General features: G+C 69.1%; 14 protein-coding genes. 8 read left to right on the plus strand and 6 right to left on the minus strand.

All coding sequences use genetic code 11. The features are described 5' to 3' along the window. Positions 1–85 precede the first annotated feature (85 nt). The 3 genes from BCM27_RS07045 to BCM27_RS07055 are packed head-to-tail and all read right to left on the minus strand — an operon-like array spanning position 86 to position 3,301. On the minus strand, positions 86–1,417 hold the full coding sequence (locus BCM27_RS07045) for a D-arabinono-1,4-lactone oxidase (protein WP_004020147.1): 1,332 nt from the start codon (positions 1,415–1,417) through the stop codon (positions 86–88). Then, positions 1,405–2,694, minus strand: coding sequence for an alanine racemase (locus BCM27_RS07050; protein WP_004020146.1), 1,290 nt, complete (start codon positions 2,692–2,694; stop codon positions 1,405–1,407). The genes BCM27_RS07045 and BCM27_RS07050 overlap by 13 nt, the downstream gene beginning before the upstream one ends. Further along, the gene (locus tag BCM27_RS07055) at positions 2,678–3,301 is read right to left on the minus strand and encodes a TetR/AcrR family transcriptional regulator (protein WP_004020145.1); all 624 of its coding nucleotides are present in this window, start codon (positions 3,299–3,301) and stop codon (positions 2,678–2,680) included. The genes BCM27_RS07050 and BCM27_RS07055 overlap by 17 nt, the downstream gene beginning before the upstream one ends. Positions 3,302–3,406: 105 nt before the next feature. Here BCM27_RS07055 and BCM27_RS07060 point away from each other — a divergent pair, with 105 nt between their 5' ends. From BCM27_RS07060 to BCM27_RS07070, 3 genes are read left to right on the plus strand one after another with little or no spacing between them, the layout of a single operon-like run. Beyond that, the gene (locus tag BCM27_RS07060) at positions 3,407–4,591 is read left to right on the plus strand and encodes an MBL fold metallo-hydrolase (protein WP_033203858.1); all 1,185 of its coding nucleotides are present in this window, start codon (positions 3,407–3,409) and stop codon (positions 4,589–4,591) included. Continuing rightward, a complete protein-coding gene (locus BCM27_RS07065; protein WP_004020143.1) occupies positions 4,588–7,086 on the plus strand; it encodes an HAD-IC family P-type ATPase in 2,499 nt (832 codons plus the stop codon). Before BCM27_RS07060 ends, BCM27_RS07065 begins: the two co-directional genes overlap by 4 nt. A 53-nt stretch (positions 7,087–7,139) precedes the next feature. Then, on the plus strand, positions 7,140–7,376 hold the full coding sequence (locus tag BCM27_RS07070) for an antitoxin (protein WP_004020142.1): 237 nt from the start codon (positions 7,140–7,142) through the stop codon (positions 7,374–7,376). A 6-nt stretch (positions 7,377–7,382) separates the two neighbouring features. Here the strand turns inward: BCM27_RS07070 and BCM27_RS07075 are convergent, their stop codons facing one another. Beyond that, positions 7,383–8,003 (minus strand): DNA-3-methyladenine glycosylase, encoded by a 621-nt coding sequence (locus BCM27_RS07075; RefSeq protein WP_004020141.1) that lies wholly within the window; start codon positions 8,001–8,003, stop codon positions 7,383–7,385. Here BCM27_RS07075 and BCM27_RS07080 point away from each other — a divergent pair. The 5 genes from BCM27_RS07080 to BCM27_RS07100 all read left to right on the plus strand — a co-directional run bounded on the left by BCM27_RS07080 (position 7,981) and on the right by BCM27_RS07100 (position 13,341). Next, on the plus strand, positions 7,981–8,418 hold the full coding sequence (locus tag BCM27_RS07080) for a type II toxin-antitoxin system Rv0910 family toxin (protein ID WP_004020140.1): 438 nt from the start codon (positions 7,981–7,983) through the stop codon (positions 8,416–8,418). The two genes, BCM27_RS07075 and BCM27_RS07080, sit on opposite strands and share 23 nt — an antisense overlap. A gap of 110 nt (positions 8,419–8,528) precedes the next feature. Further along, positions 8,529–10,265: a substrate-binding domain-containing protein gene (locus tag BCM27_RS07085; RefSeq protein ID WP_004020139.1), complete on the plus strand. Its 1,737-nt coding sequence runs from the start codon at positions 8,529–8,531 to the stop codon at positions 10,263–10,265. 66 nt (positions 10,266–10,331) lie between these two features. After that, positions 10,332–10,880 carry an FMN-binding protein gene (locus tag BCM27_RS07090; RefSeq protein ID WP_004020138.1) on the plus strand — a complete coding sequence of 183 codons (549 nt, stop codon included), beginning with the start codon at positions 10,332–10,334 and terminating at the stop codon, positions 10,878–10,880. Positions 10,881–10,918: 38 nt separating this feature from the next. Then, on the plus strand, positions 10,919–11,764 hold the full coding sequence (locus BCM27_RS07095; RefSeq protein WP_081486989.1) for an FAD:protein FMN transferase: 846 nt from the start codon (positions 10,919–10,921) through the stop codon (positions 11,762–11,764). Continuing rightward, a complete protein-coding gene (locus BCM27_RS07100; protein ID WP_004020136.1) occupies positions 11,761–13,341 on the plus strand; it encodes a ferredoxin reductase domain-containing protein in 1,581 nt (526 codons plus the stop codon). Before BCM27_RS07095 ends, BCM27_RS07100 begins: the two co-directional genes overlap by 4 nt. Positions 13,342–13,497: 156 nt before the next feature. On the opposite strand, the gene BCM27_RS07105 is transcribed toward BCM27_RS07100, so the two are convergent. Continuing rightward, entirely contained in the window at positions 13,498–14,448 is a 951-nt protein-coding gene (locus tag BCM27_RS07105) for a proline dehydrogenase family protein (RefSeq protein ID WP_004020135.1), read from the minus strand. After that, positions 14,448–16,094, minus strand: a complete 1,647-nt coding sequence (gene pruA, locus BCM27_RS07110; RefSeq protein WP_033203706.1) for an L-glutamate gamma-semialdehyde dehydrogenase — start codon at positions 16,092–16,094, stop codon at positions 14,448–14,450. The genes BCM27_RS07105 and pruA overlap by 1 nt, the downstream gene beginning before the upstream one ends. Positions 16,095–16,150 lie beyond the last annotated feature (56 nt).

Here is a 16,150-nt window from a genome sequence, read left to right on the forward strand (position 1 = left end):
TCCAGTGGACCAGAAGATCACCGTCCCGACCAGGTGGCCGGCGCTGCGAGTGCCATGTCGCGGTACGCGGGCTGATGTCGGCGCCCTAGTCGCCCAGCACTCGCCGCAGATAGTCGTTGGCGAACACGCGAGACGGGTCGTACCGGTCCCGCACGGAACGGAATTCGTCGAATCGCGGGTAGACCCCGCGGAGGTACTCGGCGTCGCGGGTGTGCATCTTGCCCCAGTGCGGTCGGCCACCGAAACCGGTGAGGATGGCTTCGACGTCGGCGAAATAAGCGTCGGAGTCGGCGGGGTCGTCGCGGTGGTAGCGGTGGACGGCGATGTAACCGCTGGTGCGGCCGGATGCGGTGGACAGCATCAGGTCGTCGGCGGCCGCGGCGCGGACCTCGATGGGGAAGCTCACCAGATACTCGCGCCGGTCGAGCAGTGCCCGGATCTCGCCCAGGGCCTCGGGAACGGCGTCGAGGTCGATGGCGTACTCCATCTCCCGGAACCGGACGTCACGGTCGGAGACGAACACCCCGGTGGAGGTGTCGGTGAACTCCCGCGCGGAGAGCGCGCGACCGGTGACACCGTTGATGGCCGGTACCAGCCGGGGGACGCGCGCACCGATCTCGCACAGCAGTCGGAGAGCCTTGTTGCTCAGGAGTTCGTCGTCGATGTAGCGCTTGATGCGTGACGGGCCGGTGAGCGGGGCGTCGGGCCCGACGCGGGTGTTCGTCTTGACCAGAGCGCAATTGGTGTGCGGGAAGATGTAGAACTCGTGGTGATCGGTGCTCGCGACGCGTTCGTGGAACGCGGCGATCGCCGCGTCGGCGGTCTCCGGCCCCTCCACGGCGTGCAACCGGAACTCGTCCACGCACTCGATGGTCAGTTCGACGACGACCCCGAGGGCGCCGAGGCCGAGCGCGACCGCCTGTAGGTCGGTGTCGTCGGAGGTCAGCGTGACGATGTCACCGGTGCCGGTGACGACTGTCGCGCCGACGATCTGGGTGCTGATGCCCCCGAAGGCCAACCCGGTGCCGTGGGTTCCGGTGGAGGTGGCACCCGCGATGGTCTGCCGGTCGACGTCGCCGAGATTCGTCATCGCGAGACCGAAAGGTGCCAGGAGACCGGGGATCTCGTGGAGATGGGTACCGGCCCGCACGGTCACGCGATGGGCGTCGACCGACACGAGTCCGCGCAGGCCGGACAGCTCGAGTTGCACATCATCGGCAACGGCGATGGGGGAGAAGCTGTGTCCGGCGCCCACGGTCTTCACCGTGCCCTCGCGCGCCGCTGTCTCCCGGACGATGCCGGCGATCTCCTCGGTGCTCGACGGACTGACGACGCGGTTCGGCGAGCAACCGGCGGTACCGCCCCAGTTGCGCCAGGCTTGCGTCGAACGCGCAGCGGTACCGCTCACAGGAAGCACTTGCCCTCTCCTCGGTAGGTCGGCACGACCTCGCTCACCGTGGCCCGCCCGGCGTCGTCCCGATCGATGATCGCGACCTCGCGAGCCCGCTCGCACACCTCGCCGGACTTGGTGTGCCGGAACCACACCCGATCTCCGACGGCGACCCGGTCGGCGGCCGCACCCCGCAGTGGGGTCTGCACCTCGCCGGCCGCCTCGGTGCCGACGAAGGCGAGTCCCTGCGGCCACACCGGTGACGGCAGCCGGTCGGCGGCCGGCGGGCCGGAGGCGATCCACCCGCCGCCCGCACAGGTCACGATGCCGGGGGCGGGGCGCCGGACGACGTCGAGCCCGAAGGCCAGTGCGGGCGCGGGCCGGAAGCGCTGATAACCGTCGAACAGGTGGCCGCCGAACAGCCCGCTGCCGGCCGCGATGTCGGTGACCGCGCGATCGCGTGCGGTCTCCTCGAGGGATCCGGTGCCGCCGCCGTTGACGAACTCCAGGTCCGCGATCTGACGCAGTTCCCCGATCACCTTGCTCCGACGACGGCGCAACTCGGCCATCGAACGATGCTGCATCGCCCGGACGGCGCGGTTCGCCAACGCCTTACCCGGGACGGCGTCGGCCACCCCGGCGACCTGCGCCTCATAGGACATGACTCCGACGAGGTCGAAGCCGGGACGGGCCACGACATCTCGTGCGAGCTCGAGTGCATCTCGACGTGAGTGCACCGGTGAGCGGCGCACGCCGATGTGGACCCGTCCGCCGAGCAAGCGGTACGACGCATCGAGGTCGATGGCGACTCGGATCGGCGGCCGGGCGCCGGCTGACACGACGGAATCGATGACGTCGAGCTGGTCGACGGAGTCCACGAGCACGCTCACCCGGCTCGTCGCGACCTCGTCGGCGATCAGGGCCGCCAGCGCATTCCGCCGCACGCTGGGATAACCCATCAGCACCTCGCCGATTCCCGACTGCGTGGCCAACCAGTGCGCCTCGGCCAGGTCGTAGGCGAGTACGCCGTGGAAACCGGGGCGACCGACGATGTCCTCGACGACCGAGCGGACGCGGACCGATTTGGTGGCCAGCCGGATGGGGACACCCGCCGACCGTCGGGTGAGGTCGGCGATGTTGTGCTCCAGGGCGGCCCGGTCGAGTGCGAGGACGGGGGCGTCGAGTCCCGCGTCGGTGACCGCCTGATCGATTGCCGCCCAGTGGGATTCGGGGTCGCTCAGCCAGGGGGTGGGCGTCGTCCCGCCGGCCTGGGACGCGTCGAGACCCTCACTCGAAGCTGACATAGGTCATGAGCTGGTCGGCGATCGAGCGGATGATCGCGTCGACGACCTTGTCGTCGGCGGTGCTGAGGTAGACGAGTGTGATCGAGTTGGTCGCCGCGATGATGAGCGGACCGAGGTCCTCGACCGGCGTGGTCCACACGATGGGCGTCAGGTCGGCCATCGACCGCAGCCCCGCCGAGGCGACCCGGTAGAGCTGCTCGTACATGTGCTTGCCGACCTGCTGCAGCTCCGGGTGATTGTGGGCGTAGATGCCGAGCGCGATGGTCGCCTGCATCCGTCCCGGGTCGGCTTTCAACAGGTCGTAGAACGCGTGGAATTGCCGCACCATGCTCGACCGGATCGTCTCCGGCCCGGGCTCCGATCCGTAGTCGGCGGCGGGCAGCACGGCGTGCAGCATGCGCTCGATGTCGGTGGGCACCGCCGTCTCCATCACCGCGCACAACAGTGCGGTGCGGCTCTCGAACGCGTAGTGGAAGCTCGCGAGCGGCATCCCGGCGTGGGCGCAGATGCGACGGGTCGTCGCACCCTCGACCCCGTGATCGGCGATCACGCGGTACGCCGATTCGATGAGCGCGCTTCGACGTTGGTCGACGGACATCCGTGCCACTGCGGTGACTTCCTGACCGCATGCGCCGGCGCATGCTCGGTGGACAATGCTCGGTGGAGCCTATCAGTGCCGGTGAGGCACACAATGCGCTTCACGCACTACTGTGTGGACGTGACCTCCACGACCGGTAGAAAAGGCACGACCGACCTGCGCCACGATGTCCTCGCGCGCGTGGGTTCGGCAGGAGCGGCGGTGGCCGACGCCGTCGTCGGGCGGCTCGCGGCCGAGGGACTCGGCCCCGCCCGCGCGCTCGGCGCCTCCCGTGCGGAGATCGCGCCGCATGTGCTCCACAGCCCGCACCAGCGCGATGGCGCCTTCGACAACCCGGAACCCCCGTCGATCGCCGACCCGAGCCTGCAGGTCCTCACCGACATGGCCCGGCGGCCCGGCCGGCCGCGCCGACCCGTCCTGGTGACGGTCCCGCGCTTCGACGCGCCGGCCGACCTCGCCGTCACCTGGCTCGGTCACGCCACCGCCGTCGTCGACATCGACGGCGCCCGTGTCATCACCGACCCCGTTCTCAGCCGTCGCTGTTCGCCGAGTCAGATCGTCGGTCCCGCACGCATGCACGCCGCGCCTCTGTCGGCGTCTCAATTGCCGCCGCTCGACGTCGTCCTGATCAGTCACGATCACTACGACCACCTCGACATGGACACCGTCACCACCATCGCCGACACGCAGCCCGATGCGGTCTTCGTCACGACGATCGGGGTCGGTGCGCACCTCGCGTCGTGGGGGATCGCCGAAGACCGTATCCGGCAGGCGGATTGGTGGGAGGAGGTGGTGGTGCCGACCAGGGCGGGCGAGCTGCGCTTCACGTGCGGCCCGGCACGGCACTTCTCCGGGCGCTGGCTGGCACGCAATCTCACACAGTGGGGCAGCTGGGCGATCGCCGGCCGCGACCACAAGGTCTTCTTCTCCGGGGACACCGGACACAGCGAACGATTCGAGGACGTCGGCGCCCGCCTCGGCCCGTTCGACCTCACCCTCATCGCCGTCGGGGCCTACGACGTGATGTGGCCCGACATCCACGTGAACCCGGAGGAGGCCCTCTCGGTCCACCGGATGGTCTCGCCCGGTTCGGGTTCGGACTCGGTGTTCATCCCGATCCACTGGGGGACCTTCAACCTGGCGCGTCATCCGTGGGGCGAGCCCATCGCGCGGCTGCGGGCGGATTCGCGGCCGGACACGCCGACGATCCTGGTGCCGCAGCCCGGTGGCTCGATCGACCTGACCCACCGGACCGGTACCGGTGTGGCACAGCCCGGTTGGTGGGAGGCCTCCGCGTGAGCTCGTCGACGGGGATCGCCAGTCCCGGTCTCACCGCCGCCGAGGTGGCGCAGCGGGTCGCGGCCGGTCAGGTCAACGCCCTGCCCGACCGGTCCGGTCGCAGTGTCTCGGACATCGTGCGCGCGAACGTCTTCACGCGGATCAACGCGATCCTCGGGGTGCTGTTCGCGATCGTCGTGTTCACCGGCTCGCTGATCAACGGGCTGTTCGGGCTGCTGATCATCGCCAACTCGGGCATCGGCATCATCCAGGAGATCCGCGCCAAGCGGACCCTTGACAAGCTCGCGATCGTCGGTCAGGCCCGACCACGGGTCCGGCGCGACGGCACGGTGACCGAGGTGCCGCCCGATGAAGTGGTGCTCGACGACATCATCGAGATCGGTGCGGGCGACCAGATCGTCGTCGACGGTGAGGTCGTCGAGGCGACCGCGCTCGACGTCGACGAGTCGCTGCTCACCGGCGAGGCCGACCCGATCGACAAGGACCCGGGAGCCGCCGTGCTGTCGGGCAGTTTCGTGGTGGCCGGCGGGGGCGCGTACCGCGCCACCAAGGTCGGCGCCGACGCGTACGCGGCGCAGCTCGCGGCCGAGGCGTCGAAGTTCACCCTCGTCTCCTCGGAACTGCGCTCCGGGATCGACCAGATCTTGCGGGTGATCACCTGGTTGCTGATCCCGGCCGGCGTGCTGACGATCATCAATCAGCTCTTCATCAGTGACAACGATCTGCGCAAGTCGCTGTTGGGCATGGTCGCCGCGTTGGTGCCGATGGTCCCGGAGGGGCTCGTCCTGATGACCTCGATCGCCTTCGCGGTGGGCGTCGTGCGGCTGGGTCAACGGCAGTGTCTGGTGAACGAGCTACCGGCCATCGAGGGACTGGCGCGCGTCAACGTGGTCTGCGCCGACAAGACCGGCACCCTGACCGAGAACGGGATGCGACTGGCCGAGGTGCGAAACCTCGGGTCGGTACCACGCGAGACCGCGGACCAGGTCTTGGCCGCACTCGCCGCCCACGACCCGCGACCCAACGCCAGCATGGTCGCGGTCGCCGAGGCCCACCCGGTCGCGCCGGACTGGACGGTGACGGCCGTCAAACCGTTCACATCCGCCACCAAGTGGAGCGGGATGTCGTTCCGCGGAAGCGGCTCCGGCCCGGATGCCGGAAGCGACGACGGGCACTGGCTCATCGGTGCGCCCGACGTCCTGCTCGACCCGGCGAGCGACACGGCCCGCCTCGCCTCCGACATCGGCGCCACCGGACTCCGCGTGCTGCTGCTCGCGTGCACCGACATCCCCGTCGACACCGACCCCGCACCGGGTCAGATCGCTCCGGGAACCGTGTCGCCGGTGGCGCTCGTGGTCCTCGAACAACGCGTGCGTTCCGACGCGCGCGACACGATCGACTACTTCGAACAGCAGCATGTCGCGGTGAAGGTCATCTCCGGCGACAACGCCCGGTCGGTGGGCGCGGTCGCCGCGTCGCTCGGCCTCGGGTCGGTCGACACCTCGGTCGACGCGCGCGAGTTGCCCGCCGAGACAGGCGAACTCGCCGACGTCGTCGAACGCGGTGTGACGTTCGGCCGGGTGCGGCCCGACCAGAAACGCGCCATGGTGAAGGCGTTGCAGTCGCGGGACAACACCGTTGCCATGACCGGGGACGGCGTCAACGACGTCCTCGCGCTCAAGGACGCCGACATCGGCGTCGCGATGGGCTCGGGCAGCTCCGCTGCCCGGTCGGTGGCCCAGATCGTGTTGCTGGACAACAAGTTCGCCACTCTTCCCTACGTGGTGGGCGAGGGTCGTCGCGTCATCGGCAACATCGAGCGCGTCTCCAACCTGTTCCTCACAAAGACCGTGTACGCGGTGCTGCTGGCGCTGTTCGTCGGTGTGGGCGGACTCCTCGGGGCGGTGTTCGGGTCCGATCCGCTGAGCTATCCGTTCCAGCCGATCCACGTGACGATCTCGGCCTGGTTCACCATCGGCATACCGGCGTTCGTGCTGTCGCTGGCTCCCAACAACGAGCGAGCACGCCGTGGTTTCGTGCGCCGGGTGCTGCTCAGCGCGGTGCCCAACGGCGTCGTCGTCGGTCTGTGCACTTTCGTGACCTACCTGATCGTCAACCCGGGCGGCGCCGGTGTCGAGGTGGGCGGGGACGCCGTCGAGCTGTCGCAGCCTCAGACGCAGGCCGCCACCGCGGCGCTGATGACGTTGATCGCGATCGCGGTCTATGTGCTCGCGGTGGTCGCCCGTCCGTACAACTGGTGGAAGGTCGTCCTGCTGGCGGTCTCGGCCGGCGCGTACGTGCTGATCTTCGCGTGGCCGTTCACCCAGGACCTGTTCCGGCTCGACTCCTCGAACTGGGGGATGAACTCGGTGGCCCTGATCTCGGCCGCGGTCGGAATCGTGTGCGTCGAGGTCGTCTCACGCGTCGCGCCGAGGTGGATCGCCACCCACGGGGACGAAGCGCAGCTCAGCGGGGCGCTCGTCTCCGACCGATAGAATCTGCGGCAAGTGGCCGGAAGATGTCCGGCACGTCGATCAGAGGAGACGCCATGGATCTCAAGGGACTCGTCAACAAGGCCAGAGCCACGCTGCAGAAGAACCCGAACCTGATCGAGAAGGGCGGCGACGCCATCGACAAGGTCACGAAGAACAAGTACTCGGGTCAGGTCGACAAGGCACAGGACGCCGTGCGCAAGGCCGTCGGCGCGCCTCACCAGAACCCGGGGCACCAGAACCCCGGACCGCAGAATCCCGGGCACCAGAACCCGGGTAACCCCCAGCAGTAGAACGGTTCACGCGCCCGCCCGCGGATGTCGGCGATACGTCGACACCGTCGGGTCGCCGCCGATCCAGAATCGCCAGTCGAGGTCGGCGGCCCGACGGACGCCGACCCGTGGGCCGGCGACCACGCGTTCGCCGGCTCGGGGCGTCCCGGGTTCGAGGAGCACGGGGGTCGACGGGTCGGTGAGGTCGGTGTCGAGGTCGGCCATCGTGATCCCCAGAGCGCGGCACAGATTGCCCGGGCCGCTCGCGAGTCGGTCGTCGGAGACGGGCCCGACGCGGGTGACACCGCGCCGGGCGCGCGCGAGTTCGGTGCCGTCGATCACCTCGCCCGCGCGCAGCAACACGGCGGCCGCAGGACCCGGACCGGCGACCACGACGTTCGCGCAGTGGTGGCCGTGGATGCGGTAGACGTACAGGCGGCCCGGCGGGCCGTACATGATCTCCGAGCGGGGTGTTCGGGTGTAGGCGTGGGACGCCGGATCGTCGGGACCGGCATACGCCTCGACCTCGGTCAGGCGGATCGTCACACCGTGCCCGGTCAGGTGCGAGCCCAGCAGCGAACGTGCCTGTTCGGCGGCGGAAGCGGGGGCACTACTCTCTTGGGTCATGGCGAAGACGAGCGACTCCATCGGCGTTGATCTGTCACCGGAAGATACCTGGGCCGCGGCTTCGGATCTCTCGCGGTACAGCGAATGGCTGGTGATCCACGAGACGTGGCGCAGTCCCCTCCCGGACGCCACCGAGCTGGGGAAGGGGACCGAGATCTCGTCGATCGTGAAGGTCAAGGGCACCCGCGTCCGCTTCGACTGGGTCGTCGAGAAGTTCGAGCCGGTCTCCCACGTGCGCCTGAAGGGCAACGGCAAAGGCGGGGTCAAGGCCAAGCTGGATCTGGGCATCGCTCCCACGTCGACCGGATCGGAAGTAACCTTCACTGTTGATCTGGGTGGGCTGCCGCTGATCGGACCCGTGGGCAAGACCGCGGCGATGGCGGTTTCGGGGGATCTGCGTAAGTCGCTGCTGAAGTTCCGTGAGGTGTTCGGCTGAGCCACGCGTGAGCGCGCGGGCCGCGACCGCCGATGCGTCGATGCGTCGTGCGGCGGCCACGCGAGAGGCCGCCTGCCGGCTGCCGTACGAGGGGAACGGGAAGAAGACAAATGGGGCGTCACAGCTCCGGTGCCGATCGCGCCGGAAACGAGTGGAACGGGAACGACCGGACGGGAGGGGCGGTCCCGCCGCGTGCGCAGTCTCCGTCGAACAGTGCCCGGTCAGACCGCGATGACGACTTCGGTTTCGAGCATCGCAACACCGACGGGGGCCGTCGCGGCGGATGGCTGTGGGCGGGTGCCGTTCTGCTGGTCGTCGTCGCCCTGGTCACCGGCGTCATCATCTGGCAGACCAGTTCGGGCGGCTGCGGTGAACGCACCCGGGTGGCGGTGGCGTCGGACTCGGCGATGACGGGGCCGCTGCGCGAGGTGGCGCGGCAGGCGTCCGCGGATTCGTGTTTCGACTACGACGTGCAGACGGCCGCGGGCGCGGACGTGCCCGGACTCCTCACGCAGGGTGCCGCGGCTCCTGATCTCTGGGTCGCGGACTCGCAGGTGCAGGCCCGCCGTGTGACCACCCAGGTGCGTCGTGAACTCGACCTGGTGTCGCCGTCGATCGCGTCGACCCCGGCCGTCGTCGCCGGTACCGACGTGCCCGAGCTGGGCACCTGGGTGGAGGTCATGAAGCTGCCGGACCTGCGCACCGGCAGCCCCGTGGACACCAGCACCGGGGACGCGCCGATCATCGGCGCCCTCGCGGCGGTCGACTCCGGCGAGCTCGCCGACGAGGACTTCACCGAGGCGATGACCATCCTCGCCATCCAGCAGAACAATGCGCGCCTCGCCAACGACAACGAGGGCACCCGGCTCAACCTCGCCAACACCTCCGGCGTCCCGGTGGTCACCACCGAGCAGCAGTTCGACCTCTTCATGCGTACCCATCCGGGCTCGAAGCTGACGTCGACGATTCCCGCGGCCGGGACCGTGATGCTCGACTACCCGCTGGTCAACACGGCACCCGCGGCACGTCAGCAGGCGTCCGCCGACGCGGGGGCGGCCCTGGTAGCCGCTCTGAGCACCGACGCGGGACGCGCCGCACTGGCCGACTCCGGATACCGCGACGCCGACGGGAACGGCGTCGGCCAGCCGGTGAAGGAGCTCGAACTCCGCGATCCGTCGTCCGTCGACAAGGCGCTGCGACAGTGGCAGGTCCTGGGTGTGCCGATCCGCTCGCTGGTCGTGCAGGACACCTCCGGATCGATGGAGACGCCGGCCGGCGGGACCACCCGGGCCGGCCTGCTCATCGACGCCTCCCAGACCGGGCTGAAACTCTTCCCCAACAACACGATGATCGGCGGCTGGGCGTTCAGCGTGAACAAGGGCGGGCCCGGGCAGGACTGGGAGGAACTCGCCCCGATCCGTCGCCTCGACGCCCGCTCGGGGAGCGGTACGCATCGCGACGCGCTCGGCCGGGCCGTCGAAGAGGGGCTGTCGGACCTCGGTGGCGGGACCGGTCTCTACGACACGACCCTCGCGGCGTTCAAGAAGGTGCAGGACACCTACGACCCGAACTACTCCAACAGCGTCATCATCATGACCGACGGACAGAACGAGGATCCGGACAGCATCACGCTCGACGAACTGCTCGCCGAGTTGAAGCGCCTCGAGGACCCGGCGCGTCCGGTGCTGGTGCTGACGATCGGCATCTCCGACGACGCGGACTCCGACGCACTCAAGCAGATCGCGGAGGCGACGGGCGGCACCACCTACGTCGCGGAGAACGCGGCCGACATCCGCACCGTGTTCGTCGACGCCATCCAGGCGAGGGTCGCGGCCGCCGGACGCTGAGACCCGTTTCGCCGACGCCGCGGGCGTCGTCGGGACGAATGCGCGCGCGATCGGCACAATTGGTACATGACGTACATCCCAGAGACGCCCGAGACCCTCGAACCGCGCAGCACCGCCTCCTCCGAGTCCCCCCGTCCGTCCCGGACTCTCCGGGGATCCACCGCACTTGCTCGCACCGGCGGGGTGGTCGCCGCCATGGCGGCGGTCGGACTCGTCGCGGGCGCGTGCTCGTCCGGGGACTCCGGGTCGGGAGACTCGACCACCGGCACGACGGCGGACAGTTCGGCCGCCACCGAGGCGGCCGACGCCGGCTCCGGCGAATACAAGGACGGCGAGTACACCGCGCGCGGTGAGTACATCTCGCCCGGTGGCCCGCAGAGCGTCGGCGTGACCGTCACGCTGTCGAACTCGGTCATCACCGCGGTGTCGGTGGACACGAGCCAGACCAAGGGGCCGTCGCTGGAGTATCAGGGCAAGTTCGCCGGTGGCATCTCCGATGTCGTGGTGGGCAAGAACATCGACGAGATCGAGGTCGACAAGGTGTCCGGTTCGTCGCTCACCTCCGGTGGCTTCAACGAGGCGATCACCCAGATCAAGGAAGAGGCCCAGGCCTGACCGCACTCGGTGCCGCGCACCACTGGACCTTCGGCGCGATCGGGACCCGATGGACGATCAGTACCCCGTCGCCGCTGCCCGTCGACGTGGTCGACGCGGTGGACGCCGAGATCGACCGGATCGATCGCGCGTGGTCCCGGTTCCGGGACGACTCGACGGTCGCGGACATGGCCAGGCAGGCGGGTCGGTACCCGATCGCCGACTCCGACCAGCCGCTCGTCGACTGGTATCGCCGTCTCTACGACCTCACCGGCGGCGCCGTGTCGCCGCTGGTGGGGCAGACGCTCGCCGACGCGGGTTATGACGCTGCCTACAGCCTGCGCGCGTCCACCCGGGTGCCGGCCGCCCCGGCATGGGACTCCGTGATCGGCGAGCACACGGGCGCACTGGAGATCCGCGAACCGGCGTTGCTCGACGTCGGTGCTGCCGGAAAGGGATTCGCGGTGGACCGGGTGGCGGCCATCGTCGGCGCGAGCGTCGACGACTTCGTGGTCGACGCCGGTGGCGACATGGTGGTCTCGCCCCGCTCCCGCGGACTGCGGGTGGCGTTGGAGCATCCGTCCGATACGACGAAGGCGATCGGTGTCGTGTCCGTCGCCGGTGGCGCGATCTGCGCATCGGCGAGCAATCGGCGGGTGTGGGCCGACTGGCATCACATCGTCGACCCGCGCACGGCCTCACCCGCCCGAGAAGTCCTGGCGACCTGGGTGATCGCGCCGTCGGCGATGGAGGCGGACGGCTTGGCGACGGCGCTGTTCTTCACGCCGGCGGCGTTCCTGCGCGGCGACTTCGACCACCACCGCGAAGGTTTCCACCACGTGACCATCCGACGCAACGGGAGCGTCGAGCACACCGCGATCCCCGGATTGGAGTTGTTCCTGTGACAACGCTTCTGCCGCAGCTGCTCTCGCCGATCGATGCCGCCCGGCGACACCTGACCCCGTATCGGGCGGTGCTGTGCGGGTTGGTGGTGCTGGTCGCGGTGGCCTTCGTCGTGTCCGCGACCGACGCCGATTTCGGGTACGGCCCGGACGACCTCGCGGTGTGGCTGGTGGTCGCGGTCGGGGTGAGCGCGGTCGTCGGTTATGCCTGCGCCGGCGTGTTACGGGTGCCGCCCAACTCGGACTCCTGGCTGATCACCGGACTGATCCTGTTCTTCGTGTTGCCGGGCGGTTCCGAGGACACCGCGGTGGCGACCGTCGCGGTGGGCGCCGCCATCGCCGCGGCGTCGAAATATGTTCTCGCGTGGCGTCGTCGGCTGTTCGTCAATCCCGCGGTCGCGGGCGCGATCGGTTGCTATGCGCTGGCCTATGCCGGTGTCGAGGGCATCAGTTTTCCCTTCTGGTGGGTGGCCGCCGAACCGCTGCTCGTACCGATGATCGTGGTCGGCGCCGTGGTGGTGACGCTGATCCGCGAGTGGCGGCTGGCCCTGGTGTTCATCGGTGCCTCGCTCGTCACGATCGGGGTCGTCGAGCTGGTGCGGGGTGGGCAGGACCTGTCGACGTGGGTCGTGTCGAGTCCGATGCTGTTCGTCGCGGCCATCATGCTGCCCGAGCCGCTCACGTCACCCGCCACCGAGATCCATCGGCTCGTCTATGCGGCCCTGGTGGGCGTGCTGATGCACTGCCAGTACACGATTGCGATCACCGACGCGTACACGTTGGCATTTGTGCCCGAGGTCGCGTTGCTCGTCGGATGTCTGTACGCCTTCGCGGTCCGCCTGGTGTCGGGGACCGCGCGCCGGGTGCCGCTCGACGTGGTGACCACCCCGGTCGCCGACCGGACCTACGCGGTGCGCGGTGAAGCGGTCGGTGCCCCCGCGTCGTTCCGGGCGGGCCAGTGGTCGAGTGTCAGTGTGCCCCGGTGGTCGGCACCGGTGTGGTCGGGTTCGCGGCGGGTCTTCTCGTTCGTGTCCGCGCCCCGGCAGCAACCGGTGGAGTTCGGTTTCACGGTTGCCGCGAAGCCGTCCGCGTACAAGGCGGCGCTGGTGGAGGGGACCGCGCGGCGCGCCTACGTCGACGAGATCGGCGGCGACTTCGTTCTGCCGCGGGCGTTTCCGTCCAACGGCGCGGTGGTCTTGATCGCATCGGGGATCGGCATCACGCCGTTCGTGTCGATGGTGCGGGATCTGGTGCAGTCGGAGCCGGGTCGGGATCTGTCCGGACTGACCGTCGTGCACGTTCTGCGGGACCGACGACGCGCCGTGTACGACGATGATCTCGACAGCGCTCGGGCGGCCGGTGCACGCGTCGTGACCGTCGAAGCGCCGGACATCGCCGATGGGGTCGACGATGCTGACCGGGTCGCCGAACTGATCGGACCCCGCGCCGCGGGCACACATTACTACGTGTCCGGCACACCGGGGTTCGTCGAACGGACCTCGGCGACGATCCGTCGGCTCGACGGTTCCACGAGGACCCGGCCCTGGCGTGTTCACACCGACTCGTTCGCCGGTTACTGAATCCCGGCGAGATGGGGATAGCCTCTCCGAGTCACGAAATCGTTGACTGTGCGGAAGATTTGGTCGACTGTGCGTTGATTGTCGTTGACTGTGCGCACCCCATGTTCGGGTCGCCGCTGCCGGGGAGTTCGGGGTGTTGCGGGTCCATAGGTCGGGTCACCCGGCCAGCGCGCGCAGGAAGAAGCCGAGATTGGCCGGCCGCTCGGCGAGACGGCGGACGAGGTAGCCGTACCACTGTGCGCCATAGGGGATGTACACGCGGACCCGGGCGCCGGCGTCGGCCAGACGACGCTGCTCGTCGACGCGAATGCCGTAGAGCATCTGGTGTTCCCAGGTGCCCGGGGCCCGTCCGAACTCGTCGGCGAGGATGGTGGCGGCGTCGATCATCGTGGGGTCGTGGGAGGCGACCATCGGGTATCCGCGCCCCTTCATCAGCGTCCGGAGGCAGCGGAGATAGTTGTCGTCGACCTGCCGGCGCTCGGTGAAGGCGACTGCGGCCGGTTCGGCATAGGCGCCCTTGCACAGGCGGATTCGAGCTCCCGACGCCGCGAACTCGGCGCAGTCGTCCTCGGTCCGGCGCAGGCCGGCCTGCAGCACGGTTCCGGTGTCCGGGAAGTCGTCGCGCAACGAGCGCACGATCGCCAGTCGCCGGTCGACGGTGGTGTGACTCTCGGCGTCCACGGTGACCAGGACGCCCCGGCCATCTGCGGCGTCGACGATCGTCCGCGCGTTCTCCTCGGCGATCTTCGCGCCGTGCTCCGGCAGGCTCAGGCCGAGTGCGGTGAGCTTCACCGACACCTCGACCGACCCGGCAGGTGCCGACCGGAACATCGACAGTGCCTCGAGGAGTTCGAGATAGGCGCTCACCGTGGCGTCGGCCCGGGATTCGTCGACGGTGTCCTCACCCAGGTGGTCGACCGTGACGGCGAGTCCGTCATTGAGTTCGGCTCCGACGGCGGTCATGGCGTCGGCGAGTGATTCGCCCGGCACGAACCGGCGCACCACTCTCTCGGTCACCGGCCACCGCTCGGACACATCCTTGACGCGTTCGCTACGCGACACCGCGACGATCGCCGGACGCAGCACGGTGTCGAAGACGGTGCCCATCAGATCCCCGTCCAGTCGATGGCCATGTGCGGGTAGGTCGTCGTGGTGGGCGGGCTGAAGGTCTCCTTGATCGTGCGGGTCGACGTCCAGCGCATCAGGTTCTGCTTCGATCCGGCCTTGTCGTTGGTCCCCGACGCCCGGCCCCCGCCGAAGGGCTGCTGTCCGACGACCGCACCGGTCGGTTTGTCGTTGACGTAGAAGTTGCCCGCGGCGTTGCGCAATCGGTCGGACGCCAGTGTGACGGCCGCGACATCGGTGGCCATGATGGACCCGGTCAGTGCGTAGGTCGCCGTCGAATCCACCAGTCCGAGTATGTTCTCGTACTCCGCGTCGTCGTAGACGTGAACGGCGAGGATCGGACCGAAGTACTCGGTGGCGAACGCCTCGTCGGTCGGATCGTCGGACAACAGGACGGTGGGCCGTACGAAGAAACCCTCGGAGTCGTCGCAGTCGCCGCCGACCGCGACGGTGAGCGAAGCCGACGACTTCGCGCGGTCGATCGCCGCCACCTGCTTGTCGAACGCGCGCCGATCGATCACCGCGCCACCGAAATTCGTCAGATCTCGAACGTCGCCATAGGTGAGTTCGGCGGCCTCGCCGAGGAACTCGTCGCCCATCCGATCCCACACCGACCGCGGGATGTAGGCGCGTGACGCCGCCGAGCACTTCTGTCCCTGGTACTCGAAGGCCCCGCGCGACAATGCCGTTCGCAGCGCGTGCGGCTCGGCCGAGGAATGCGCGACGATGAAGTCCTTGCCACCGGTCTCGCCGACGAGGCGGGGATAGTTCCGGTATCGCTCGATGTTGGCGCCGACCTCGCGCCAGAGATGCCGGAACGTGCGTGTCGACCCGGTGAAATGGATGCCGGCCAGATCCTGGTCGGCGAGTACGACATCCGAGACGGCCACGCCGTCGCCGTGGACGAGGTTGATCACACCGGGCGGCAAGCCGGCGGCGTCGAGAAGGGCCATGATCAACTGGGCCGAATACGCCTGGGTGGGTGAGGGCTTCCAGACGACGGTGTTGCCCATGAGCACCGGAGCCGTGGGTAGGTTCGCGGCGATCGCGGTGAAGTTGAACGGGGTCACGGCGTAGACGAAGCCGTCCAGCGGACGATGGTCGAGCCGATTCCACACCCCCGGTGACGACTCCGGTTGTTCGGCGAGGATCTCGCGGGCGAAGGCCACGTTGAACCGCCAGAAGTCGACGAGCTCGCACGGTGCGTCGATCTCGGCCTGCTGCACCGACTTCGACTGACCAAGCATCGTTGCGGCCGCGATCCGTTCGCGCCACGGCCCGGCCAGCAGTTCGGCGGCGCGCAGGATGACGGCCGCCCGGTCGTCGAAGCTCGTGTGCGCCCAGTCGTCGGCGGCGGCGCGAGCGGCGTCGACGGCGGCACGGGCGTCGTCGTGGGTGGCGTTGGTGATGAAGCCCAGGACCTCGCGGTGTGCGTGGGGCTGGACGACGTCGATCTCATCGCCGGCACCGAGGCTCAGATGGCCGCCGATGATGTGGGGGAACTCGCGCCGACCGGCGTGGGACTGCCGCGCCAACTCGTCGACGATGCGCGCGCGCTCCGGCGAACCGGGGGCATAGCCGTGTACGGGTTCATTGGACGGTCGAGGGGGAGTGGTGATGGCATCCATGAGTCCAGTCCACCGTCCCTCCCGGCGCCGCGATATGGCCGATCGGCAAACATATC

Origin of the sequence: Gordonia terrae, from assembly GCF_001698225.1 — a bacterium.
Classification (GTDB): Bacteria; Actinomycetota; Actinomycetes; order Mycobacteriales; family Mycobacteriaceae; genus Gordonia; species Gordonia terrae.